The 26,035-nt window shown below is 51.0% G+C and carries 17 protein-coding genes; 14 read left to right on the forward strand and 3 right to left on the reverse strand.

The genetic code is table 11. From position 1 onward, the window contains the following. Positions 1-50: 50 nt before the first annotated feature. The 11 genes from PGRAT_RS07910 to PGRAT_RS07960 all read left to right on the forward strand — a co-directional run bounded on the left by PGRAT_RS07910 (position 51) and on the right by PGRAT_RS07960 (position 17,136). Entirely contained in the window at positions 51-2,234 is a 2,184-nt protein-coding gene (locus tag PGRAT_RS07910) for an alpha-galactosidase (protein WP_025705252.1), read from the forward strand. Positions 2,235-2,350: 116 nt separating this feature from the next. Beyond that, entirely contained in the window at positions 2,351-4,135 is a 1,785-nt protein-coding gene (locus tag PGRAT_RS07915; protein WP_025705253.1) for a sensor histidine kinase, read from the forward strand. Continuing rightward, complete coding sequence (locus PGRAT_RS07920) at positions 4,128-5,678, forward strand: response regulator transcription factor (protein WP_025705254.1); 1,551 nt, start codon at positions 4,128-4,130, stop codon at positions 5,676-5,678. Before PGRAT_RS07915 ends, PGRAT_RS07920 begins: the two co-directional genes overlap by 8 nt. Positions 5,679-5,763: 85 nt before the next feature. Then, positions 5,764-6,720 carry an ABC transporter permease gene (locus PGRAT_RS07925; protein ID WP_025705255.1) on the forward strand — a complete coding sequence of 319 codons (957 nt, stop codon included), beginning with the start codon at positions 5,764-5,766 and terminating at the stop codon, positions 6,718-6,720. A gap of 14 nt (positions 6,721-6,734) precedes the next feature. After that, complete coding sequence (locus tag PGRAT_RS07930; RefSeq protein WP_025705256.1) at positions 6,735-7,673, forward strand: carbohydrate ABC transporter permease; 939 nt, start codon at positions 6,735-6,737, stop codon at positions 7,671-7,673. A gap of 85 nt (positions 7,674-7,758) precedes the next feature. Beyond that, entirely contained in the window at positions 7,759-9,465 is a 1,707-nt protein-coding gene (locus tag PGRAT_RS07935) for an ABC transporter substrate-binding protein (RefSeq protein WP_025705257.1), read from the forward strand. A 352-nt stretch (positions 9,466-9,817) separates the two neighbouring features. After that, positions 9,818-13,210: a glycosyl hydrolase gene (locus PGRAT_RS32230; protein WP_162165073.1), complete on the forward strand. Its 3,393-nt coding sequence runs from the start codon at positions 9,818-9,820 to the stop codon at positions 13,208-13,210. 112 nt (positions 13,211-13,322) lie between these two features. Beyond that, on the forward strand, positions 13,323-14,297 hold the full coding sequence (locus PGRAT_RS07945) for a glycosyl hydrolase (RefSeq protein WP_025705260.1): 975 nt from the start codon (positions 13,323-13,325) through the stop codon (positions 14,295-14,297). Positions 14,298-14,509: 212 nt separating this feature from the next. Continuing rightward, positions 14,510-15,067: an RNA polymerase sigma factor gene (locus PGRAT_RS07950; protein ID WP_025705261.1), complete on the forward strand. Its 558-nt coding sequence runs from the start codon at positions 14,510-14,512 to the stop codon at positions 15,065-15,067. Continuing rightward, the gene (locus tag PGRAT_RS07955; RefSeq protein WP_025705262.1) at positions 15,049-16,179 is read left to right on the forward strand and encodes a DUF4367 domain-containing protein; all 1,131 of its coding nucleotides are present in this window, start codon (positions 15,049-15,051) and stop codon (positions 16,177-16,179) included. Before PGRAT_RS07950 ends, PGRAT_RS07955 begins: the two co-directional genes overlap by 19 nt. Before the next feature lie 84 nt (positions 16,180-16,263). Beyond that, on the forward strand, positions 16,264-17,136 hold the full coding sequence (locus PGRAT_RS07960) for a hypothetical protein (RefSeq protein ID WP_025705263.1): 873 nt from the start codon (positions 16,264-16,266) through the stop codon (positions 17,134-17,136). Between the two features lie 169 nt (positions 17,137-17,305). On the opposite strand, the gene PGRAT_RS07965 is transcribed toward PGRAT_RS07960, so the two are convergent. Further along, the gene (locus PGRAT_RS07965; protein ID WP_025705264.1) at positions 17,306-18,658 is read right to left on the reverse strand and encodes an outer membrane protein assembly factor BamB family protein; all 1,353 of its coding nucleotides are present in this window, start codon (positions 18,656-18,658) and stop codon (positions 17,306-17,308) included. A gap of 169 nt (positions 18,659-18,827) precedes the next feature. On the opposite strand from PGRAT_RS07965, the gene PGRAT_RS34640 reads away from it, so the two are divergent. Next, on the forward strand, positions 18,828-18,953 hold the full coding sequence (locus PGRAT_RS34640; protein WP_280515324.1) for a hypothetical protein: 126 nt from the start codon (positions 18,828-18,830) through the stop codon (positions 18,951-18,953). A 530-nt stretch (positions 18,954-19,483) separates the two neighbouring features. Here the strand turns inward: PGRAT_RS34640 and PGRAT_RS07970 are convergent. Together PGRAT_RS07970 and PGRAT_RS07975 are read right to left on the reverse strand one after the other, a co-directional pair. Next, positions 19,484-21,775, reverse strand: coding sequence for an alpha-galactosidase (locus tag PGRAT_RS07970; RefSeq protein WP_025704868.1), 2,292 nt, complete (start codon positions 21,773-21,775; stop codon positions 19,484-19,486). A 93-nt stretch (positions 21,776-21,868) separates the two neighbouring features. After that, positions 21,869-22,858, reverse strand: coding sequence for a LacI family DNA-binding transcriptional regulator (locus PGRAT_RS07975; protein ID WP_042266345.1), 990 nt, complete (start codon positions 22,856-22,858; stop codon positions 21,869-21,871). Positions 22,859-23,049: 191 nt separating this feature from the next. On the opposite strand from PGRAT_RS07975, the gene PGRAT_RS07980 reads away from it, so the two are divergent. Further along, positions 23,050-24,888 (forward strand): sensor histidine kinase, encoded by a 1,839-nt coding sequence (locus tag PGRAT_RS07980; RefSeq protein WP_025708807.1) that lies wholly within the window; start codon positions 23,050-23,052, stop codon positions 24,886-24,888. After that, positions 24,866-25,975: a response regulator transcription factor gene (locus tag PGRAT_RS07985; protein WP_025708806.1), complete on the forward strand. Its 1,110-nt coding sequence runs from the start codon at positions 24,866-24,868 to the stop codon at positions 25,973-25,975. Before PGRAT_RS07980 ends, PGRAT_RS07985 begins: the two co-directional genes overlap by 23 nt. The last annotated feature ends 60 nt before the right edge of the window (positions 25,976-26,035 follow it).

Here is a 26,035-nt window from a genome sequence, read left to right on the forward strand (position 1 = left end):
AACGCAGCAAATTCTGAACAGTATGAACTAGAAGGAAGGGATATTTTACAATGGGCATAATCGTACAAGAGCAGGCAGGGCTGTTTCATCTGCAGTCGTCCGGCATGAGCTATATCTTTCAGATCGTAGACGGGTACCCCGTACATGTCTATTGGGGGAGCAGACTGAAACACCGGGAACCCATGACAGACCTGCTGATTCACACCCCGAAAAATGCCGGTCTGGACCGGCTGCCGCAGGAATACCCGCAATACGGGAGCGGAGACTTCCGGAATCCCGCGTACCAGGTTGAACTGGAGGATGGAACACGTATCACTGAGCTGAAATATAAGGGTTACCGGCTTATTAAGGGAAAGCCATCCTTAACCGGGCTTCCGGCCGTGTATACCGGGGATGAAACCGAAGCGGATACGCTGGAATTAGAATTAACGGATGCCTATTCTGATCTGCAAGTTGTGCTGAGTTACAGCATTTTCGCGGATCGGAACGCCATCGTTCGCTCGGCCCGCTTGGGCAATCAGGGAGAAAAAAAGTTACGGCTTCGCCGTGCTCTGAGTACCAGTGTCGATTTTCCGGGCAAACGCGATTTTGAGCTCACGTACCTTTCAGGTGCCTGGGCGCGGGAAGGTAATATTACCCGCACACCGCTTCATCAGGGTGAGACCCGAATCGATAGTAAAAGGGGCATGAGCAGCCATCAGCTCAACCCTTTTGCTGCTTTGGTTACTCCGGAGACGACGGAAAGCCAAGGGGAGGCTTTTGGCTTTAGCCTTGTCTACAGCGGCGGCTTCGAAGCCGCTGCGGAAGTGGATTCGTTCGGCTCTACGCGGTTTAGCATCGGTATAAATTCCTTTGATTTTGCGTGGCTGCTGAGTCCGGGGGAGAGTTTCCAGACACCGGAAACCGTGATGGTTTACTCTGGACAAGGACTGGGGGACATGTCCCGGACATATCACCGTTTGTACCGGACCCGGCTTTGCCGGGGGAAATACCGGGATGAAGAACGGCCGATATTGGTCAATAACTGGGAGGCTACCTACTTTGATTTCAATGCAGATAAGCTGGTATCCATAGCAGAAGAGGGAGCCAAGCTGGGGATCGAGCTTTTTGTATTGGATGACGGTTGGTTCGGGAAACGGGATTCTGACAATTCGTCTCTCGGCGATTGGGTTGAGGACCGGCGGAAGCTTCCTGGCGGCCTTAAGGATGTTGCGGAACGCATCAACCGGCTGGGCCTTAAATTCGGACTATGGGTTGAGCCCGAGATGATCTCGCCGGACAGCGAGTTGTACCGGAAGCACCCGGACTGGTGCCTGCATGTTCCGGAGCGGAGACGTACCGAAGCTAGATGGCAGCTGGTGCTGGATTACACTCGCCAAGAAGTGCGTGATTTTATCTATGACTCGCTTTCTGCCATTTTTTCCAGTGTGCCAGTCTCGTATGTGAAATGGGATATGAACCGGTGCCTGACGGAAATAGGCTCGGCTGATCTGCCGCCGGAACGTCAATCCGAGACCGCACATCGTTATGTTCTTGGATTGTATGAGCTGTTAGAGCGTATCACCACCGCATTTCCGCACATTCTGTTCGAAAGCTGCTCCAGCGGAGGAGGCCGGTTTGATCCTGGTATGCTCTACTACATGCCGCAGACCTGGACCAGTGATAATACCGACGCAGTGGAACGGCTTAAGATTCAATACGGCACCAGTCTTGTTTATCCCGTAAGCGCAATCGGAGCACATGTGTCGGCTGTGCCAAACCATCAAGTGGGAAGGATAACCCCGCTTGATTTCCGGGGCGATGTCGCTATGTCCGGAAACTTTGGTTATGAGCTTGATCTGACGAAATTTACTGAAGAGGACAAGGAGAGGGTCAAACGCCAAATCCTAACCTACAAGGAGGTTCGCGGATTAGTACAGCGGGGAGATCTATTCCGTTTGCAGAGCCCATTCGAAGGAAATGAGTCGGCTTGGATGTTTGTCTCCGAAGACAAAGAGGAAGCGCTTGTCTACTATTTCCAAGTGATGGCTGTACCAAATGCGCCTCAGAGATTTTTGCGTCTGGCCGGACTTGATCCGGAACTCGAATACGAGATCCATTCGGGATACAGCGGAGAACAGCTTATCCATGGGGGAGACAGACTGATGCAGTTGGGTCTGCCCCTGGCCTATGAACAAAAGGATTATGAAAGCGGATGGTTCAGGGTCCGGGCAGTAAAGCCCGTCACTGTTTGATGTAAAGGATCTGTCAACGCCCGAAAGAGGAACATATCTTCAACAAATCTTTGCCCCTTTCTGTGGAAAAGGGGCATTTTGCGCGCAGCGGCCAAACAGGCCCGGGAGGATGATCCATGTTTTTTATCCGAATGATGAATGACATGAAAATGAAAAAGAAACTGGCGATAACGTTCATTTCAGCAGCTGTTCTGCCTTTGCTGTTATCCGGCTTGTTTCTGACCGGGAAGCTTCGGGAGATTGTCATTAATGACGCCTTTATACAGTTAGCTAACAATGTCGAGCGCGTACGGAAGCGTACGGAAGAACTGATTAAGGTGCCGCTTAACATTTCCTACCGGCTAACCATTGATAACCGGATGAAGATGGTGGCTGCCCAAAAATATGAAAGTTATGCCGAAGTCATCCAGGCATACCGGGAGTATACGGATATTCGCGACTACATCCAATTGTACAAGGAGATATCGAGCATTCGCGTATATGTCGTTAATTCAGGAGCACTTAATAACTGGGAATTTATCCAGCCGGACAATACCATTATGGCCGAGGCCTGGTATAAAGAGGCCATAGAGCAGAAAGGGCTTGCCGGATGGAATCTTATCAAGGATGAACGGAACGGTTCCCAGCAGTTAAGTCTGATACGTTCATTTCCTGTGGACTCCTTAGGGGAGAAAGGAGTTCTGGCCATTAATGTAGATAAACAGCAGCTAAGATCGATCTTGGACCAGGAGTCGTTCACTACGTTGATCGTGGATGACCGGAATCGAGTGGTCGGATCCAATGAAGCGGAATTTTTCGGGAAGAATCTATCCGAAATTGATGGAGATGAAAAGATACTTTCCCGTCAGGAAGGAAGTTATAACACTGTCGTTAACGGAAAAGCGTCCAAAGTCATTATCGCCAATCTGAATCCGGAGAATAGCTGGAATGGACTTCGGATCATTTCCATTTTCTCTGTTTCCGAGATTACGCGTGATGCCAACCAAGTGATCCGGCTCGGCGCAGTTGTAATAACGGTTAGCCTGATCTTTGCAGTTTTGCTTATCTATGCTTCCGCTTCACTATTATCCAGCAGGCTTCTTCGTCTGAGCAAGCATATGTCTAAAGTGGGATCGGGAGCTTGGGAAACGTATCTCCAAATAGACGGTAAAGATGAAGTAGGTTTGTTGTCCAAGCAATTTAATGCGCTTCTCAGAAGCGTGCACGATTTGGTCCAGGAAGTCCAGGAAACGAATCATCAGAAAAATCTTGTAGAGCAAAGACAAAACGAAATCAAGTTCAAAATGCTGGCGAGCCAGATTAATCCGCACTTTCTCTTTAACTCTTTGGAATCCATCCGCATGGAGGCCCACATTCGCAGGCAGGACGATATCGCGGAGGCAGTTTGGCTTCTGAGCACGTTATTGCGCAGCAGTCTGGAGGCCGGTAACGGCAACATTCCATTGCGAGAAGAACTTGAGCGTGTACGCTGTTATCTTGAAATGCAAAAGTTCCGGTATGAAGACCGTCTGGAATATCGTTTGACGGTTGATCCGGGTCTGGAGGAGCATCCTGTCCCTCCGTTTATTATTCAGCCATTAGTGGAAAATTCCATCGTTCATGGTCTTGATAACCGCGAAGAAGGAGCTGTCATTAAAGTTGAAGTGAAGAGAATCCCGCAGGGAGTTCAGGTCAAGGTATGTGACAACGGGGCAGGGTTCCCGGCGGAGCGGCTTGCCAGTATTCGAGCGGAACTTGCCGTATCCGTACATGAACAGGAAAGCCAGCGGATCGGTATGAGAAATGTAAACGATCGGCTGGTCATGCTGTACGGAACATCCAGTGCTTTGAGTATCGGAAGCGAACCCGGAAAAGGTACTTACATCACGTTTTTCATTCCAGGAGGTGCAACCAATGATTAAGGTAGTTATCGTGGACGATGAACCAAAGCTTCGGCAAGGACTTCAAACGCTGATTCCATGGGAAAGTCTTGGTTTTACAGTTGTAGCTGCAGCAAGCAATGGTAAAGAAGCATTAAAAGCTATCGAGGAAAAAACCCCCGAAGTCGTAATTGCAGATATCCGCATGCCCGTTATGGACGGCCTGCAACTGATTCAGCATTTGAGATCGGCCCGGCAACCTTTGCATTGCATTATTCTCAGCGGATATGCGGATTTCGAATATGCCAAACAAGCGATTAAGTATGGGGTTGCCGGATATCTGCTTAAACCAGTGAATATCAGTGAGATGTCGGCTAGCTTGAAGCTGGTGCGCGAGCGGATTGAAGAAGAGCGTCTTCGGGGGGGAACGGGCCAGCCAGAGGGGATCAACCGGGAGTTGTACCTGCACAGCCTGCTTGTTCCACAGGAGAAGACGGAGGACCCGTCAAAGCTTAGAGGCAGGATCGAGAAAATGGATTTGCTGTGGGGCAGTTACGAAGTCATTGTTATTTTTCCGCGTGTTTCCGACGCCGATCTTCCGGAAACATTAAATCAACTATCGGCCGGACTGAAACAGGCGATAGAGGAACGGAATATGGGGGCTGTCACCATAATCTCCCCTTATGTTATTCTTCTGCTCAACGCGCCGCTGCGTGGACCGCAGCGGCGTGAACATCTGTACGGCGGGATCCGGAACATTGCAGGCGATATCCGATTTATTGCCGCAACCGGGGGCGCCGTTGCCGGACCAGAACATATTTGCAGCTCTTATTTAAAAGCCCGGGAAGCGGCAAAATTAGCTTTTTTTAGCGGTAAAGATCGTCTGTTGGAGCCGGAACCTGCTTGTATTCCTTCGCCGGAATCTCCACGGCAGCCGGATGCCAGTTATGAAGGCACACTAGAGGATCTAATCTTTCGCTTGTATTACAGTCTGGAAGCAGGAAACAAAGCTATGGTTCTGCCGCTGCTGAATGAAGCCGCCGCATTATTTTTCAAATCCGGACAAGATGAGAAGTCCGTCAAACAATCCTTCTTTTTTCTTTCTAATGCTATCATTCATAAACTCGCTGCCGCATCCCGTATTGATCTGAAAGAAACGGAGACAGTTTCGCGTTTCTTAAACGGGATTTACCAGCATGATTATCTATCGGATCTTTTGGGAGAGACTCACCGTTTCCTGTTGGAATTTGCGGAGGACTCCGGGCCAAAGGGCAAGGAGCAGGAAATTAAGAAAATGATCGATTTTATTTATAGACATTATGCGGAAGACTTAAGGCTCTCAACTTTGGCTGGCCTGCTGAGCTATAGCACCCCATATTTAGGTCAGCTGTTCAAAAATAAGACAGGAGAGTACTTCAACACTTACCTGGATAAGGTACGTATCCAAAAAGCTAAAGAGCTGCTGGCCCAAGGGATGAAAGTGTACGAAGTGGCCGAGCTTGTCGGTTACACGAGCGTAAATTACTTTTTCAGCAAATTCAAAAAGTATGAAGGCCGTTCGCCGTCCGATTATAAAAATCCATAATTATTAGATGATTTTTCCCGAAATCCTTGGGATGGGTTCCGCCTCTCCTCTGATTTATGATGGTAAGCGAGAGAGGGGAGGAAGTATGAAAACGATAACAGCAAGTGCGGAAAACGCATACAAAAAAAGAAAAAAGAGTGCCTGGAAGGAGTTAAAAAATCAGAAGTATCTTTACTACATGTCTATACCGTTCGTTCTTTGGGTCTTTGTCTTCCAGTACCTGCCTTTGTGGGGCTGGACGATGGCCTTCCAGAAATATAAGCCTGGAGTCGGTTTTTTTGAACAGAAATGGGTAGGCTTTGATCACTTTCGCACCTTATTCGGGGATGAGCACTTCTACCAGGTGCTGCGAAACACGCTGGCTATGAGTTTTATGGGACTGATCGCCGGTTTCATCGTACCGGTCGTTTTTGCGCTGCTCCTAAATGAGGTCCGCGTACAGGCTATGAAAAGGTTCGTCCAGACCGTATCTTATCTTCCACACTTTGTATCCTGGGTGGTAGCTGCAGGGATTGTCACCAAAATGCTCTCGACGGACGGCGGAGTAGTGAATGATATACTCCTTGGCCTGAATCTCATCGATCAGCCGATTCAGTTTATGGCTCAAGGACACTTGTTTTGGGGCATTGTAACCAGTGCGGATATTTGGAAAGAAACAGGCTGGAATGCGATTATATACCTCGCTGCCATATCAGGCATTGGTCCTGAATTATATGAAGCTGCACGTGTGGACGGTGCGAGCAGATTGAGACAAATATGGCATATTACGCTGCCGGGTATCCGGCCGACAATGATCGTCCTTTTGATTATGTCCATTGGCCATCTGCTGGGTACGGGCTTTGAGAAACAATTTTTGCTGGGGAATCACCTGGTCATCGATTACTCTGAGGTGCTTGATTTGTATGCGCTTAATTACGGTCTGGCTATGGGACGGTACTCCTTCGGAACGGCAATCAACATCTTCAACTCGGTGATAAGCCTGATGCTGTTGTTTGCGGCTAACGGAATTTTTAAGCGCTTTACAAATGAAAGTATCATGTAAGGAGGAAGGGTGACATGGGGGTTGTTAAAAGCAATGCGCCGGCCGGCCGGGTAAAACAGACCCTTCAGGCGAAAGCGCCACAAGATCGAATCCTTGAAGTAATCGTATATTTTTCAATGACTGTCGTAACCGTTCTGACGATCTATCCATTCTTAAACGTACTGGCCATATCCCTGAACGATTCAGTAGATACCGTTAGAGGAGGAATCACCGTCTGGCCAAGGCAATTTACGCTGGATAACTATAGTCTGATTTTTACCTATGGAAGCCTGATTACCGGGTTCAAAATTTCCTTTTTGCGGACCGTCATTGGTACCATAGCAGGCTTAATCAGCGGTTCTATGCTGGCTTACACGCTTGCGCGAAGTGATTTTCAAGCGAGAAGATTTATTTCAATTTTTCTTGCTGTCACTATGTATGTCACCGGGGGCTTGATTCCGGGTTTTATTCTGATGAGGGACCTGCATTTAATTGATACGTTTGCTGTCTACATTTTGCCAGGCCTTGTAAGTGCATTTAATGTTTTCGTGATCCGTTCTTTTATAGACGGTCTTCCTTATGCATTACAAGAATCAGCCAAGCTGGATGGCGCCAACGATTTTACGATATACTGGCGCGTTATTCTTCCTCTTTGCAAACCCGCATTAGCCACCGTGGCTCTCTTCCTGGCAGTAGGCCAATGGAACTCCTGGTTTGATACTTATCTTTTTAACGGGTCGAACGAATCTTTGACCACGCTGCAATATGAATTAATGAAAATTCTGCAAAGTACGACAACAAGCGCAAGCAATTCCCAAGACGCTGCGAATATGGCAGAACGTATGTCACAAATTTCGCCGGAGTCGGTAAAAATGGCAATTACGATTGTGGTCACCGTTCCGATTCTTATCGTTTATCCTTTTTTGCAAAAATACTTTGTTAAAGGGATGACGCTCGGCGCTGTGAAGAGCTAGAGTGTCCCGGCCTATGGTGTGCCCAGGCGAACAGCCTGTCTCATACAAGCTATTATCTATTTCATTAATCTAGGGGGTTAGCTTCATGAAGCCAGAAAAAAACCGGTTGATTGTTTCTTCCATATTGGCACTGACTTTAGCGTCGACACTCGCGGGGTGCAGCGGAAATAACGGCCCTGCTGCCGGCAAGGGAAACAATGCGGGAGATTCTTCATCCGGGACAGAGTTAAAACCGGTCACGCTTACTTATTTTTCGGAAGATTCCAGCACAAACTGGAATAACATGAAGGATGAAGTCGGAAAGATTATTACGGAAAAAACCGGAGTGACCCTGGATGCTGAGTTTGCCGTCGGTGATCCGGTGCAAAAAATCTCCTTGATTGCCGCGACAGGCAACTATCCGGATCTGATCGCCGCTAAGGCGGATGTCGGTAAGCTTGTCGACGCCGGAGCTGTTATCGACTTGACGGAATTGATCGACAAGCACGCACCGAATATCAAAAAAATGTTAGGAGATAAGCTTGTCCGGACCAAATACAGCCTGGAGGATCAATCGATTTACTCCATTCCAACCTGGTCCGCCGTTGATGAGAAGAAATTCAAAGCCGACGGAGGATTTGAACTTCAGCACCGTGTCGTCAAAGAGGCCGGTTATCCGGAAATAAAGACGGTCAAGGATTTTGAAAAAGTCATTCAGGATTATATCACCAAGCATCCTACGGACGAAAACGGCAATAAAAATGTCGGGCTTTCGCTGAATGGGGACGATTGGCATATGTACCAGGTCACTAATGCAGGATTCCAGACAACCGGAGGGCCGGACGACGGCGAATATTACATTGATCAAGAAACACATCAGGCGACTTATCATTTCCGCCGTCCGGAGGAAAAAGAATATTTCCGCTGGTTGAATCACATGAACAACATCGGGCTGCTTGATCCGGAAAGCTTTGTGCAAAAGACCGACCAGTTCAAGGCTAAAGTGGCTTCGGGCCGGGTCCTCGGCTTGGCTGATCCGGAATGGGATTATGGTGACGCACAGAATGCGCTGAAGGCTGCAGGAAAGGTCGATCAGACTTATGGTCATTATCCGGTTACCCTGAGTAAAGAATACAAGGATACCAGCTTCTGGCCGGCCGGCTTTGACGGAGGGTACGGAATCTCGATCTCCAGCAAGTGTAAAGACCCGGTACGTGCCATTCAATTCCTCGACTTCCTTGCATCGGAAGAGGGGCAAATTCTGAACAACTGGGGAATTGAAGGAAAACACTATACGGTTGAAGGCGGCAAACGGGTAGTTATACCAGCTGTACAGGAACGCATGGACAATGACAACGCGGCTTTCCAAAAAGAAGCGGGTGTTGGACTTTACTGGAATATGATGGTCCACTATGGGGACGGGATTAAAGATTCAACCGGGAACTATTTCACACGCAGTTATCCTGAGCAGTTGACAGCGAGTTACAGTGAACCGGAGAAGGAAACCCTGAAGGCTTACGGTGCGGAACATTGGAAAGATCTTTTTCCTGCAGAAGAGGAATTTGAACCAAGAGCTTACGGTGCAGCCTACACGATGTCACTCGCCAGTGACGATCCTGCTGTGATCCTGGGTGCTAAAATGAAGGATATTACCTGGAAGCGGATACCTGAAGCAGTGATGTCCAAGCCGGAGGAATTTGATACAATCTGGGACGCCTATATGGCAGACCTGGATAAGGCCGGAGTTAAGGAAATGGAAGAAGCTTATACCGAGCATATCCAAAACCGTATTGAGCTGTGGTCCACTAAGTAGGTTGTTTGCTCCAGCGGGCTCGTTTCCAACTTTATTTAGAACGGAAACGGGCCCATTTTTAATGAAATAAATAATTAGACACAAACGGGTGAGAGAGAATTTACGATGGTTATGTAAGCGCTCTATCTTATGATAAACACCGTACTGCTATCAAGATTTGCTAGGAGGTAAGTTGATGCGGTTGAAAACCAAAAGAAGTCTATTAGGCTCGCTGTGTTTAATTATGTTGTTTTCTATGTTATCAAATGTTGGAGCGAACGGCGCAAAGGCTGCTGCTTTCACAGGCATCTCAGACATTGTTTATAATTCCCAGGGAGGGATGATGGGAGATCAGCGGACGGATACTGATCAAATGAGCGTCATAAAGGTCACTTATGCAGAGGCAGTATTAAATGGGTATGGCATCGAGAAACGGGGTCCTGTCTATGAGGATAAGGATCGGCTTTACGATGGCGAGGGCTATCTCTCTTTCTTTTTCGCGGAAGATGCTTCCTTTCCGGATGAAGCCGGAAATGCAACCTTTACGGTGGAAGCCGCAGAGGCCGGATTGTACAAGATGAGTATAGGCTACTATATTCCTGAAGGTTATGGCGGAAAGGCAACCGGTATACAAGTTAATGGCATAGGCACCGGAGAGCTAATGTTGAATGCACCTGCTGCAGGTACCGTACGGGCTGAAAAAATGGTGAGCAAAGTGCTGTTGAACGCCGGCAAAAATTCGATTAAGGTTACACGGGGCTGGGGCTACTATGGAATCGAGCATATCAAGCTGGAACCGGCCAAAGACCAGCCGGCTGGAAGCCTGCTTGAGGCAGAGGACGGCGTGATGAGCGGCGGTGTCTCGATAGGCACCTCAGAGGAAGGATACTCAGGTGAAGGATACGTGATCTTTCAGCAGTCGGGATCGCTTGCTTTGACTTACAAAACCCCTTTGGCAGGGACATATGACATTTTTGTAGGTTACAGTGCACCAAACGGGGAGAAGAAGAGCAGTATAGTCTTGAACGGGCATACTTCGGAGATTACACTGCCGGAGACCGCCGGCTTTATTGAAATCCCTGCCGGGAAAGCCTGGATGAATCAGGGCGATAATACCATCGTGTTTCAGGCTAACTGGGGCTGGTACAATATCGATTACGTCAAATTGACAGCTGCCGCCAAGCCGGAGCAACGAGAGGTGGCAAGCACATTAATTAATCCGGATGCAACGTCCGAAGCACGGGCACTCATGAACTTTATGGATAGCCAGTATGGCCAAAAGATTATCTCGGGGCAGCAAACGTCTGAGGACGCAGAGTGGATCGGTCAGGAGACTGGAAAATACCCGGCAATACTCGCCACCGACTTGATGGACTATTCCCCCTCGCGTGTTGAGAACGGCGCCTCGTCAACTGAAATCGAGAAAATGATCGCCTGGTTCAACCGGGGCGGTATTGTGTCCCTGTGCTGGCACTGGAATGCGCCAAAGGGGATTGGAGGAGAGGAGCCAGGCTACGAATGGTGGAGAGGCTTCTACACGGAGTTTACAACCTTTGATGTGGAATATGCGCTCGACCATCCGGATTCGGAGGATTATCATTTGCTCATCCGGGATATCGATGAAATCGCAGCTCAGTTGAAACGCCTGCAGAATGCAGGTGTTCCGGTGTTATGGCGGCCGCTTCATGAGGCGGAAGGCGGTTGGTTCTGGTGGGGAGCTAAAGGGCCTGAGCCGGCGAAGCGATTATGGAGACTGATGGTTGACCGTTTGACCAACTATCACCGCCTAAACAACCTGGTTTGGGTATGGAACTCCGAGAATCCGGAATGGTATCCGGGAGATGATGTGGTAGATATCGCCAGTGCCGATATTTACAATCCTGCAGGTGACTATAACCCCAGCATCGCAAAGTATGAGAAGCTGGTATCCCTGGTGAACGGCAAAAAGGTAATCGGACTGGCGGAAAACGGGCCTATCCCTGATCCGGAAATGCTGCAGGCTTATGGCGCCGACTGGAGCTTCTTCACCACCTGGACCGGCAACTTTATCAAGGATGGAACCACCAACTCTGCTGAACATTTGCAGAGAATCTATAAGCACGACTATGTCCTCACTCTTGATGAACTTCCGGCTGACCTGTACTCCTCACTAAAGTATGAGGCAGAGAAAGGAGAACTCACAGGATTAGTGATAAGTGATGAGCAGGGTGTATACTCGGGAAGCGGTTATGTTACAGGGATGGATGCTCAAGGGGGAAGGCTACGGATTAAAGCCAATGCGTCACCAGGTACTTACTCACTGCTGATTCGTTATAAGACGGACAATGTGCAGACAAAGAATAGCATTTCGGTAAATGGAGCTGCTGCGGTTGATTATATGTTTGCAGATACAGCCGAGTGGACAGATACGGTAATGGGACCTTACATTCTGCAAAAAGGAGAGAATACGGTTGATATCATCAGCGCCGAAGGCGGAACAGATATTGATTATATTAAGTTAACGCGTCTTATGCCGTCTGCTGAAACCGTGTCCGAAGCCAGCAGTTCCGGAAACAAAGGGAACAGCGGGATTACGCATAGTTTTGGACCACAGCGTATCGAGGTGGATGGGGCAGAACTGATTGCCGCGCTGAAGAAACAGATTGGCTATCCTGCTGAATCGCAGTTGTTTGTGATTAATGCTGCCGGCAGTGAAGTTACAGAGTTCAGCTTCCCGGCGTCGGCTCTAGCACAAGCAGCTGCCATCACTCCAAAAGCAAGAATTGTAATTCAATCGGATACGGGGTCATACAGTCTCCCGGTTACGCTCGCCGATGTTGACGCAATTTCCGGCCGGTTGGGGGCGGAGGCTGATAAAATTCATATTTTGGTCAACCTGAGGAAGCTCACCAGCAGTCAAGCCGGGGAAATCCGCATACAGGCAAAGGGCCGAGGCGCCCGGTTGGACAGTGACATGTATGAATTCAGCGTCTTTGCAATTTCGGACGCAAGCTCCGTCCAAATCAACCATTTTGGCAGCAGTTATGTATCCCACACAATTACAATTCCCCAAGTAGCGGGCAACGGATTAACAGCCGTAAGGGTCGATCCGGCCACAGGAGAGCTGTCGTTTATTCCAGCTGTATTCAATACATCACCAGATGGCAAAACGGTTGTAACGATCAAGCGGAACGGCAGCGGTATTTATACCATAGGTCAGTTTAACCGAACGTTTGACGATCTCGGCAGCCACTGGGCCAAGAAGGATATCGAATTCATGGCGAATAAATTGCTTGTTCATGGAACCGATGACCATCACTTTGCCCCGAACCGGTTAATTACGCGGGCTGAATTTACAATGCTAATAACCAGAGCGCTGGGTTTCACCACTCCATCGAGAGCAGTCAAATTCTCTGATGTTCCGGTAACAAAGTGGTACGCGGAGGCGATTGGGGCTGCCGGTGAATCAGGTTTAATTACCGGATTTTCGGACGGGACCTTCCGGCCGGACGCTTGGATTACACGTGAGCAAATGGCGGTTCTGATTGTTCGCGCTGCAGCAATCGCAGGTCAAAACGCGGAAGCGGCACATGATGTCCTGGGACAGTTCCATGACTCGTCTTCTATTAGTAATTGGGCAGCGGACAGCGTTAATGAGGCGTTGGCTGCGGGGCTTGTACAGGGCTTGGCTGATGATCAGTTTGCAGCCAAGGTTTGGGTAGACCGCGCACAAGCCGCCGTCGTGATAAAGCGTTTACTGAATTACTTGAATTTTATAAACTCCTAATATATCTATAACAAGATGATTTGCCTATCAGTTCTAATACATGACACACGACTGGGACACCCTTTCCAGATACGGTTCCAGTCGTGTGATTTTAATGATTGGAGTCTCGGAAATGAACAAATTTATTAATGCTACACCCTGCAATCCAAACGCAATTGAGGAAGTCAAAAATGTTCTCCGTTATTTAAGCGAATTGTCCGGTAAGGGGATCATTACCGGACAACACACCCAAACTACCGTACAAAAGGAACTGCGGTATATCAAAGACATAACCGGGAAACTGCCGGCCTTATGCGGCTTTGAGCTTCTCGCCTATTCCCCTAACATCAACTACGGGGATGCCGGCGAAGCTTGTTTAATGGAGGTAGAGGAAAATAAAAATACGCTGGACAATGCATGGGACTGGGCGTTAAACAAGCGTGGGCTGATAACCTTTACCTGGCACTGGTTCTCACCGTTTGGCAGCAGGGACAAAGGGTTCTATACTGAGAACACCACGTTTGACGCTTCCCGGGCAATTATCGGAGGAACAGAAGAGAATAAAATGCTAATTGCTGACATGGATCATATGGCAGCATTGCTAAAACCTTTCTGCGAGCAGCGGATTCCGGTGTTATGGCGTCCCTTCCACGAATCCGAGGGGGACTGGTTCTGGTGGGGAGCCAAAGGGCCGGAAGTTGCCAAACAGCTCTATCGTATAATGTATGAGCGGTATACGAATCATCATGGTTTGAATAACCTCATATGGGTCTGGAATTCTCCGCTTCCGGAAGGATATGTGGGCGACGATGTCTGTGACGTTATCTCCCTGGATTTGTATCCTCCTAAACATACCCATACTGATTTATCGAAAGAATACAACGAGTTGGTGAGAATTACGCCGGCCAATAAGCTGACGGCACTGGGGGAGATTGGTGTGGTCCCGAGCCTCTCTATGCTGGCCGAGACGCGCATTCCCTGGGTTTGGTACATGATATGGTCCAATGATTACGGCGCGTCCGGGGAATGGACGACAAATGAGGAGCTGCGGCGTGCATATAACCACCCCTATGCAGTTACATTAGACCAACTGCCGCGGTTGTATTAAGGGACAATAACCCCGAAGTCCACCAGGGTGTGGTGAACAAAAGTTCATGATTCTACCCTTCAGAAACTGCCGCTTCACTTCCTAAGGGAAATGAAGCGGCGTTTTTTTGGGTATACACCCGTTGTTCAGGATGGAGACGGAAACATAAAAAAATGTCACGCAACAGACGGCTCAAGTGTTATACCTGTATTGATATCAGAAAGGAGACAGTTGTGGATTCTATAGAAGAGAAGATAAGGCGGATACAAGCGGGAGAGGTCTATCTTTTTTCAGATATTATCAGACTCTACCAGCAACGGATTTATGTCTACTGCTTCCGTTTGCTGAACAGCAGGGAAGAGGCGGAGGATGCGGTTCAGGACATCTTCATTAAGGCTTACCAGAACATCTGGGACTACAAACTGCAGGCTAATTTTACCTCGTGGCTCTATAGGGTGTCCTATCATCATTGCTTAAACCAACTGCGGCAGCAAAAGTTCCAGAATCAGCTGCGAAGGCTGCTCAGACAGGATGTAACGGCTAAGAGCGCGGAACAAGTGGTAGAGAATCGGCTGTTCAGCGAATCTGTCGCCGCAGCCCTGCAGAAGCTAAGCATTGAGGAACGGAATCTGGTGATTTTGCGCATTTTTGAAGATAAGTCGTTTGCGGAAATTGCTGAAATTCTGGGTAAAAGTACGGTTACTGTAAGGAAACGGTACGAGCGTACAAGGAGCAAGCTTAGAGAATTCATTGTGAGGAGGGATAAACAGCTATGTGCAAGGACGAATTGACTTCCGAAGAGTTGTTTTTGAAGGAGGGAGATCATTCTGCTAAGCTTCCGCTGGTTGATGTTCATGATTCTGTAATGAAAGCCATCGGGCTTGGCAATGACCGCCTTATGATGGAGCAATCTCAGCTGCAAGTGGAGAACACCCCCGATGTTATGCAGAGTATGGAACCGGTAGTCGAGGCAAAAAGATACCGCAAGCGAACGATGGGGCGGCATATGGGGAGATGGGCAGCGGCGCTGATCCTGATTGCCTTGCTCGGAGGCAGCTATTCCTTATTTATTGAAAGCCCTGGGCAAGCCGCTAAATTCCAGTATGAAGTGCTGCCCTACCAGCCGCTTGTGGTAACGGAGGAAGGGGGGAAGGTTGTAAAATCCAACAAACCAATATTCTTTTCGGAGGAAAAAGTTCTCCAGAGGCAGGAAAGCAAAGAAGAAAGGCTGTTTCGGGAAAAATATTCAGAGGCATATGATGCTGTAGAGAAATTGCTGCTGCCCGAGGAGTTCGCTTCATACGTGCTCAGACAGGAAAAGGCTGGGGGTGAGTCTCCCATGATTGGCGTTGTTAACCGCGCGATGTCATTTAAAGACTATTCCAGCTATGCTGCCAAGGCAAAGAGGTACATAGCACCGGATTTGAAGCAGCCGGAGTATATGCCGGAAGGGTATGTTTTTGACCAGGCATGGATTATACCTTATTTTGAGATCAAAGAAAAGGAATTGCTTGCCCTGAGCGGTGGATTTAAGCTGGAAGGCGGCTACCGGGTCTCCTGGAGAAAAGAGCCGCTGGGCAGCATTAATTTTGATATCTCCAGATTGAGTTACAGAAAAGGTCAGACTATAGTGAATATTTCGGCCAAACGCCTCAAAGAAAAAACCGGAATCGCAGAAAGCTTGATGTGGACCAAAAATACAATCATGGAGAACATTCTGGTCAACGGAACCCAACTGATTTATATGGATCATTCAAGAGACGGGAAAGTAAAGTTGGGTTATAAATACAAACTTGTCTGGGCGGACCCGAAAAACAATATGTTATACGATTTGACTGCTTCACCAGAGTCTTCCTTGACTAAAGAGGAGATTATCCGAATTGCTGCCGGCATGATGAACTAAGGGACTGCCATTAGATGTCACGAATGTGGCAGCCTATGTGTTATTTAAGAGACTTACACATCCAGGAAGGTGGTATTTAAAAATATGCATTCTAAAAAAATGCTCATTGCTATGGCCGGTACGGCCCTGCTGTTTGGTTTAGGGTACGGCCCCGCAGGTGAGGTTTCCGCTGAGAATTCCAGTGCCCAGACTGCGGCTCAACCCGCCATCAAGGCGGAATTCAAGACGATAGCCCAGACCAGCGAAGCCTCTGCGAAAGCGAAAGCGGAGCAAGAAATGAAGAAATTTAAGAATCTCAAAGATATGGAAAAGAAAGCATTAAGTGAAAAGTTTAAGCCCGGAGAAATCAGATATGTGTATATCAATGATAAGGAATATCAAGCCAGTTCTGCCGGATCATCCATTTCGGGTGCAACGTATTCAATTAGGTATAATACGTACAATGAATACGTGGAGAAGTATGCTGCGGGCAATACCGCCATGCCGCTGCGGCTGCAGCAGGCCCCGGAAGGCTATAACTTTTTCATGGCAAATATTACTCCATATATGACGCAAAAAGAACAGAATAAGATATACCAGCAAGTGATCGCTGAGGGGAAGGCATCAGGCAAAAAAATATATGTCAAGAAGCTGCAGGAGAAGCGTACTGCTATAAACATAATCTATAAAATGGCCACAGAGAAGAACGGAATAACAGGAGTTCTCGGCATCGTTGCCGAACCTGCAGGACCCAATGACAAGACGGTTGAATCCGAGCCGGTAACGGCGCAGTCGGAGAAGCTTGAGGTGGGCGGCCAAGAGGTGATTTACACACCTATAGATAAAATGGAATACAAGTCGGTAGCGTGGATGAATCCGCAGACCCGTATCAACTACATTATCCGGGAAACCCGGGGGCATCTGACCAAGGAGGAATTGCTTGCTTTGGCAGGACAGATTATTGAAGCCTCGGCCTAGGAACGGATGAAGAACGGTGTGTTGAACGCACAACAGTCTGCACAGGATTTATATAAGATGGGCTTGAAAATTCATAATAGGGGTTCAACCTATATAAATTGATGGGGTATATTTTCAAAAAGGCAAACAGGAGAGCCTGCATACGCAGGCTCTTTGTTGTGGCCTCCCCTTATTTCAGTGAAGCGGGCAGCTTGATCCCGTGCAGCTTGCCGCCTGATTGAATTAACAGCATGCCGCCAGTCTTCAGCAGCGGGGCAAATTCGGGTGATCCGGTGCGGACGGTGAATACAGGTTTGGAGCTTGTAAGGTCATAGGCATGCAGCAGACCGTCGGACTGGCCGACATAAACCCCTTTGCCGAATATAGCGGCTTGTACCGTATTATTCTCTCCTTGATCGAAGCGTACATATTGTCCGTTAGCGAGCTTCATGGTAATCAGGCCATGGCTGTGCTCATCGGTGTAATAAATCCGGTCCAGATGCACAAGGTTCAGCGGAAGCCGCTGATCATAGCTCTCCTGCGCCCATTTCTTCAACGGCTCTGCGCCGGACACATAGTTCCAGAAATCGTATAGAACCAGACGCTGGCCCTGGTGAATGTACAGATCGTTCCCGTTCAGGAAGGCAGAGCTATAAGAGCCGCCCCCGTGATACACTCCGTCAGTTGCCGCCTTGTCTGTCCAGCTGTAAGTGCGTTCCCCCTTGAGTGCTCCGGTACGGAGATTGAAGGCGGCGATTTGGATTTTGCGGTTCACCGGATCATCGTCCAGCATGAATAACTCACGCTCAGAGTAGAGAATGCCATCCTTAATGGCCAGCGGAGCCAGCTGTCTGGAAGCCTCCCACAGCTTGGTGCCGGTCGTTTTATCGTAGACGGCTACCAGGGACACGGTAATTGCGCCGGATACGGCATAATTTCTAACGACAACCCCCTCCGCCTCCAGCGCTTCTGAGCCAAAATAATAATTGTTCGGATCTTCGGCAATCCGCCATTTGATTTTGCCGGTTGCCGCGTCTACCGCAGCCATTTTTTGGCCTTGGGTCACATACACCGTTCCCCCGGTTACCTTAATGCTGTCCGCAGTTCCGTAGCCAAGGGCGGCAGACCAAGCTTTGCTTCCAGTGTCTTCTTTGACCTTGTAGAGCGCTCCCGCAGTGGTCATTCCGTAAATGGCACCGTTGTTGTACACCATCTGCTGAGCCAACTGGCTGCCGTATTCCCAGAGCCTGGCACCGCTTGCTGCCTTCAGTGCAGCCAGCCTGCCGTTAGGCTGCAGCATAAATACCTTGCCGTTCTCAGCGATAGCTGTCACCGGCTCCACGTTATCTACCCCCTTGGGCTTAGTGACCGGCAGGGACCAGGCAGGTTGTACTACCGGTGCCTCCACCTGCTGATAATAGGGATTTCTTATGCTTACTGCCGCTTCTTCTGCCTCGGCCGTCCCGCCGCCCTCCCCGAGCGGCAGCATCAGTGCAGCACAGATGGCACAGCTGAGTTTTTTGAAGTTTTGTCCCTTTCCCATTGCGTATCCTCCATCTCTAATGAATTGTAACTAAGCTGCAAATGAAAATTGTGACTACGTTGCGTATGAGTCGCAACGGCGATGCATATTCTGGACCGCTACTGTATAGACTCATGGTTTGTAAAAAAGTTACATCTGACCTGCTTTGGATTTAGGAAATGGCCGCCCTTTGGCGGGTTTGCTTGGAAACAACGGCAGAAATGCCGTTGTTGAAGAGGCGGAGGCAGGTTTGCTTGGAAACAACGGCAGAAATGCCGTTGTTGAGGAGGCGTTCTTGTTCTGGCGTAGAAATTAGGCTGCGGCAGCCAGGTGAAGGCATGCGCCATGGAGCGACTGCCTGACCAGGGGGAGCATGGGTACTGGAACCACTTCTGAAGCAGAAATGAAGGAGAAGCCAGGTGAATGCGAGTGATGGATAGTGGACGAATAGAACAAGAGCGGCTGTGAGGGATAGCAGACCAATGAAACAAAAGGCTGCTCTGCTGAAAACCAAACGGGAAGCAGAACGGCTTCGGTTATGGTTTACAGGTGACGGACCGGGTAAGCTTACGCCTACCGCCAATCTGATGCCTACCGCCAATCTGATGCCTACCGCCAATCTGATGCCTACCGCCAATCTGATGCGGCGCCCCTTCGATGCTGGCTGCCCAATCGGCCCTTCGGATACCGTTATGGCTGAAAAAAATGGCCTCCTGCTTCCACTCTATTGGGGAAGCAGGAGGCCATTTCGGGGTTGTGTCAACCGGGGGCACGGCACGAACATTTACGATCGAGGGCAGTCCCTTGCGGGCATGCCCTCTGCAGCTGAATGCACGAAGCGCCGGATCAGCGCCCTACGGCTCTCAGACGGTAGGTGCAGCTGGCGAAATCGCCGTGCAGATCGGAAACGACAAGACCGATACGCATTAAGCGGTCGCCGCCGTGAAGCGTGCCGCCGAATCCTTCTTGAAAGGCGGAGCCGGAGGTTCCCGCCGATGCAGAAGCTTCTGCCCCGCTATGATCCGCCGCGCCATCAGATGCGGCGCCTGTCTCAATCATGTAATCCAATTCAGGGTTCAGCCCTTTAAGCGAAAGACGCGAGATTGGCGCGTTAGGCTTCGCGAGCACACGGAAATAAGCTACAAAGGCCTCTGTTTTGTCCCCGCTCACGAACATCCAGGCCGTTTCGCCGCTTCCTTCAAAAGGACTCAGCAGCCGGTACATATCGCCCTGCTGCACCAATTGGCGTATTTCCTTGTACTGGGCGATCTGCCGGGCTGCCAGCCGCTTCTCTGCCCCGGTGAAGGCGGTAAGGTCCAGCTCGTAGCCAAAATTGCCGCTCATTGCCACATCGCCGCGGATAGCGAGTGAAGTGATCCGTTCCACCTGGTGGTTCGGTACCGCAGAGACATGGGCGCCCATACTGCTGGCGGGATATACCATACTGGTGCCGTATTGGATCGCCAGCCGCTCGATCGCATCGGTGTTGTCGCTGGTCCAGGTCTGAGGCATATAGAACAGCATTCCCGGGTCAAACCGGCCGCCGCCGCCGGAACAGCTCTCGAACAGAATGTCCGGGAAACGTGAGGTCAAGCGTTCCATCAAACCATACAGGCCCAGCATATAGCGGTGGGCGGTTTCTTTTTGCCGCTCGGGGCTGGCTGCCGCGGAGGCGATCTCCGTCATATTCCGGTTCATGTCCCATTTGACATAGGTAATCGGCGCACTGGAAAAAACAGAGCTCAGTGTCTCATACAGATAATCGCATACTTCGGAACGGGAGAGATCCAGAATGAGCTGGTTGCGCGCTTCCGTACGGCGGCGGCCTTCGGCGTGCAGGCACCAGTCAGGATGTTTACGGTATAATTCGCTGTCGGGTGACACCATCTCCGGTTCGACCCACAGTCCGAATTGAAGGCCCTCGGCGTTTACCCGGCCGGCAAGGTCAGCCAGTCCGCCGGGCAGCTTGCGCCGGTCTTCAAACCAGTCGCCAAGCGAGCTGTTGTCGCTGTCGCGTTTGCCGAACCAGCCGTCATCGAGCACGAAGAGTTCGATGCCGAGGGGACCCGCTTCCTTGGCGATGGCTGCGATTTTGTCGGCATCAAAATCGAAATAAGTCGCTTCCCAGTTGTTGACGAGAATCGGACGGGTCTTGTCGCGGTGAACGCCGCGGCACAGCCGGGTCCGGTAAAGCCGGTGATAGGTACGCGACATGCCGCCCAGCCCTTCGCCGGAGTAGACGAGTACAGCCTCAGGGGTCTGGAAGGATTGGCCCGGCTCCAGCAGCCAGGAGAAATCGAACGGGTTAATGCCAATGCTCACGCGGGTCTGGTTAAACTGCTCGACCTCTGCAACTGCCGCGAAGCTGCCGCTGTACACAAGGCTGAAGCCATACACATCTCCTTGGTCTTCATCCGCGCCGGGGCGGAGAAGCGCGAGAAAGGGATTGGCCTGATGACTGCTTGAGCCCCGGCGGCTCTCCAGCGAAACTGCGGCCCCGGCGGTAAGGCGGCGGCGCTGAACATGGCGCTCTCTTGCCCAGGCGCCGCTCAGGTGGAGCGTATCGTAGGCCGAATCGGCAAAATCAACCGAGGCGCTGAGCGCCTGCTCAAGCCGAAGCGGTGTCTGCCCGTTATGCTCAAACCGGACAGAGCGGGCGATGGCGCTGTGGTCAGCAAAAACTGTATACAGCAGCTTAACGGTCAGGCCGGTATAGTCGTCATTAAGGGTAAGCTCCAGCGTCTTCGCCTCGTGATCCTCTTCTGTATAGACTGCAGGCAGCCCTTCAAGTGCAGGTTTTCCGGGAGTAATCGTGCAGCCAACGTATTTAAGTTCGGTGGTCCGGGTGCCGTCAGCCAGCAGAACCTGATAGGCCGGCCGTCTGAAGTCGCCCGTCCCGTACTGAGGGTACTCCTGGGGCAGAGCATCCAGAGAGAGGGTAGGGTTCGGCAGCAGCGGGGTTGGGGAGAAAGAGGATCGTTCACGAAGCTCCAGCACGCCGGCCAGGCTGTTGTCGTGCCGGAGGCGTGCGCCCCAGTATACATGGGAAGGGTAGCCTTCAACCAGCTGTATGATATAGCTGGTATCTTTGGATTGAAGGTGAAACAGGCCCAGCGTTTCGTCTGCGTAAATATTCATGCTCATTACTCTCCTTGTGAATGTGATCCGGTCCGTTGGCGAGGACCGTCCTTGCTTGGGTGATGCGAGGTATCTGTGCATCGCGGCGGCGGCTTAACCAGGCGTGCCGCCGGAGCTCTCCCTGACGATCAGCTTCGTGCCGGTGATCGTATGTGAAGGCGCTTCACGTCCTTCGAACCGCTCGACGAGCAGCTGGACAGCCGCCTTGCCCATCTGCTCGGGATAGGCGCGTACGGTTGTCAGCGGCGGTTGGACGTAAGCGGCCATCTCGATATCGTCGAAGCCGACGATGGCCATCTCCTCCGGCACCCGCACGCCTTGGTCGTGCAGGGCCCGCAGGGCGCCGACCGCCAGCGGGTCGCTCGCCGCGAAGCAGGCTGTCGGCCGTTTCGCACCGGCCAGCAGCTCCTTCATCATCCGGTAGCCGTCGGCGCTGCTCCATCCCCCCGTCCGGACCAGCCGGGCGTCGTACCAGCCCCGCTCCAGCATGATCCGCTCAAAATGATGCGCCCGCCGCTCCCCGTCCCCGCCGCCGCCGATAAATGCAATATCGCGGTGGCCCAGAGCGATCAGGTGGCCGAGCGCCTGATCGACCGCCTGGCGAAAATGCGTCCGCACAGAGTCATAGTCTGTCTGTTCCCCATACTGGTCGACAAGCACGATCGTGCTCTGGTCAGCATGCAGACTCTCCAGCTCTTTGGGATCGAAACCGCCTACGACGATAAGGCCGTCGCAGGCCCGCAGGGCAGGAAGCTGTGCATGCCCGCGCAGGGTTTGGCCGAGCGAAATGCCCAGCTCCCCGGAGCGCAGCTCAATCCCCCGGCGAATGGAGCCGTAATACGGGTCATCCCGTTCCTCCTCGACCGAACAGGTGAGCAGGAGCGAGACAGTCTTGCCGCTCCGCTCGGTATTCCGCTTTAGCTGCTTTAACCGGGCGGGCTTGTAGCCCAGCCGCTCGGCGACGGCAAACACACGGGTCCGAGTAACCTCGCTGACGGCCAGGGACAGGTCATTATTTAACACTCGCGATACCGTCGCGGCCGATACGCCGGCCTCGCGGGCGATGTCTTTAATCGTTGGCAAGCCGCTCACGCCTTTTTTTTAGTTAATAAATTTACTAAATATCGCTTCTATCCTACCATCCACATTCTGTACTTTCAAGTGGTTATATTTTTGGAATATATACCCAGATAGGGTCTGCCCCGGCTTGCTTCTAAACCCCGGGCAATTGTGATACCATGTTGAATATTCATAGGAGGGCGGGGGGAACAGGCTTGAAACTTACAGCACTTATCCGGAGATGGTTTGGCCGGCTCCGGTTCAAAAGCAAGGTCATTGCGATATTTCTGCCTCTGCTGATTATTTCTCTGCTTATTCTGGGCGCCCTGTCCAGCCACTTGTTCAGCCGCTCCCTGATTGAACGGACTACAAGCAACGTAGCCGATGAATCTCAGCTGATCCTCTCCCGTACCGATTATATCCTCCGCAGCGCGGAGACTGCGGCAAATATTATGGTTACCAACATTAACCGTCTTTACGAATCGTATCCCGCTGTTCAGGCGGTTCCGCTGGAGCAGTTCCGCTTTGCCAACCTGATGCAGAGCCGCTTGTCCATCGACCTGTCGATCTTCCGGGAGGTAGATGCCGCTGTGTTCGTCGGCAAAGACGGAACCGTCTATTCTTCCTATACATCCGGCGGGGAGGAAGAGGAGAAGGGCATTGCTGCAAGCGGTATGCTGGATACGGTGAGGGAGGCCGGGAGCTATGGAAACTCACATTGGTTCAGCATGGAGAAGCGGAATGTTCTGACCTCCGATCCGGACTCTCCTGTGCTTACACTGGGAAAGATGGTCATCAATATCGATAGCGGCGAGCCGTTGGGCACACTGTTCCTGATGGTCAAAGAAGCACAGTTGTCGGCGTTTCTGCAGTCCAGCGATCCGGAAGCCTCCAAGGCCTATTATTTCGTGGATGAACATAGGCGCGTTGTGGCGGCAGCGGATAAAAGCAGCTTGCTTCAGCCCATAGAGCCATCGATGGCAGCCAAAATCGGGGATCTTGAGAAAGGGGACAGATCCGCCAGCTTCTCTTACAAGGATGACGGCAATCTGGTTACGGTCAGCCGTTTCGGACCGATGGACTGGGAGCTGATCAACGTAGTTTCGCTTAAGCTGCTCACAGCTGATGTGCAGCAGAATGTGCGGCTGACGGCGCTGGTAGGCGCCCTGTGCCTGATCTTTTCCCTATTCGGCGCCAATTTTCTGTCACGGATGGTTGCAAGTCCCTTGGAGAGGCTGACCAGAGCGATGCGGCAGGTGGTCAGCGGTGATCTCCGCCCGGTTGTGGCCGCGAGAACGGAAGACGAGATCGGAACGATCGCAGAAGCTTTCAATTTCATGGTCGGCCGCGTGCGGGAACTGCTAAATAAGGTGACCGAGGAGCAGAAACGCAAGCGGGAGTATGAGCTTGCCCTGATCAGCGCGCAGATCAAGCCGCATTTTTTATATAACACGCTTGATACCATATATGTCCTGAACGAGCTTGACCGCAACGAAGAGGCCCGGGATACGACCAAAGCGCTGGCGGATTTTTACCGGATGGTGCTCAACAAGGGAAGGGAGCTAATCATCCTGGAGAAGGAAGCGCGGATTACGGATGACTATCTGGCCATTATGCAGATCCGGTACCCTGATGTGTTCCGCTATGAGATTGATATACCGGCTGAGCTGTCGGGTACGCCAATACCGAAGCTGTCGCTGCAGCCGCTTGTCGAGAATGCTATTTACCACGGATTGAAGAAAAAAGGGAGCAGGGGCTTCATCCGCATTCAAGCCTGCATCACAGACGGCAAGGTGCTCGTTCAAGTGACGGACAACGGCATCGGTATGGATGAGGACCGGATAGAGGCCATCATGTCCGGTTATTCACCGGAGGAGGAGACCCGTTCAATCGGTACCTACAGTGTCCAGCAGCGGCTGAACCTATACTTCGGAGAGGCATATGGTTTGACTGTCCGCAGCGTTGTTGATGAAGGGACTGTGGTGGAGCTGTCATTGCCTATGCTTGGAACTGAAAAGAGGGATGAACAGGATGTACAAGGTGATGATCGTTGATGACGAGCCATTGTTCCGCGACTATCTGCGGCTTAAGATGGACTGGCAGCGGCACGGCTTCCGGGTATGCTGCGAAGCGAGGAACGGCCAGGAAGCATTGCTTGAGGCGGAGAAGCATCAGCCCCATCTGGCGCTGGTTGATATTAACATGCCGTTTATGGACGGCATTGAGCTGGCGGTCAAGCTGAAGGAACGCTTTGAACGCATCGTGATTGTGTTCATTTCGGGACACAACGAATTTGAGTATTTGCAAAAAGCCGTGCGGACGGGCGTACAGGATTATCTGCTCAAACCGTTCAACGAAGAGGAGATGTCCGCGATGCTGGCCCGTATCCGGCCAAAGTTGCCGCAGCTGCCCCGTGAGCGGGAGGCAGATAAGGAAGGGGCTGAAGGGAACAGGCCGGTAAGCCCGGCCGGACAAGAGGCGCCGGATCTCAGCAGCATCCGCGACGTCATTGTGCTTGGCCTCCGCATGAAAGATGCGGATATTCTGGAGGAAGTCCGCAAGGCGATCCGCCAGCTCCGCGGCTGCAAATGGGGGGACGAATATGCGGATGCAATGATGATGGGTCTTGTCTCGCTGGTGTTAACCTTTGCGGGCGAACGGGGCTTCTCCTACAGCCGGGTGTGGGACAGCGAAGGCGACAAGCCGCCTTTCGAGAGGTTAAAGGCATGCGGGTCCTGGGATGGTGCTGAGGAGTGGCTGACCGCCCTGTACCGCAGGGTTATACAACTGACAGAAGATGTAAAGCCCACGAAGGCATCGAATCTGTTTGCTGCGGCTATCCACTATATTGAGCAGCATTATGCAGACGCAGATTTATCGGCCGAACAGGTGGCAGGCGGCGTATATGTCGATCCCAGTTATCTGCGCCGGGTTTTCCGCAAGGAGTCCGGGTATTCGATTGTGGACCATATTACGCATATCCGCATGAAAAAAGCCAGAGCGCTGCTGCTCGAAGGCAACCGTAAATTGGCCGATATTTCAGAGAGCGTAGGATATGCGGACCCGAATTATTTCAGCAAAAGCTTCAAGAAGCGTTTCGGCGTCACTCCGACAGAATATGAACAGTTGGTCAGAAAGTAACCCTGCTTCAGAAATTCCTATAAAAAAGCGTAGGCGGTTCCCGGCCGGGAATCGCTTTAA

Source organism: Paenibacillus graminis (assembly GCF_000758705.1).
In the GTDB taxonomy this organism is placed as follows: domain Bacteria; phylum Bacillota; class Bacilli; order Paenibacillales; family Paenibacillaceae; genus Paenibacillus_AQ; species Paenibacillus_AQ graminis.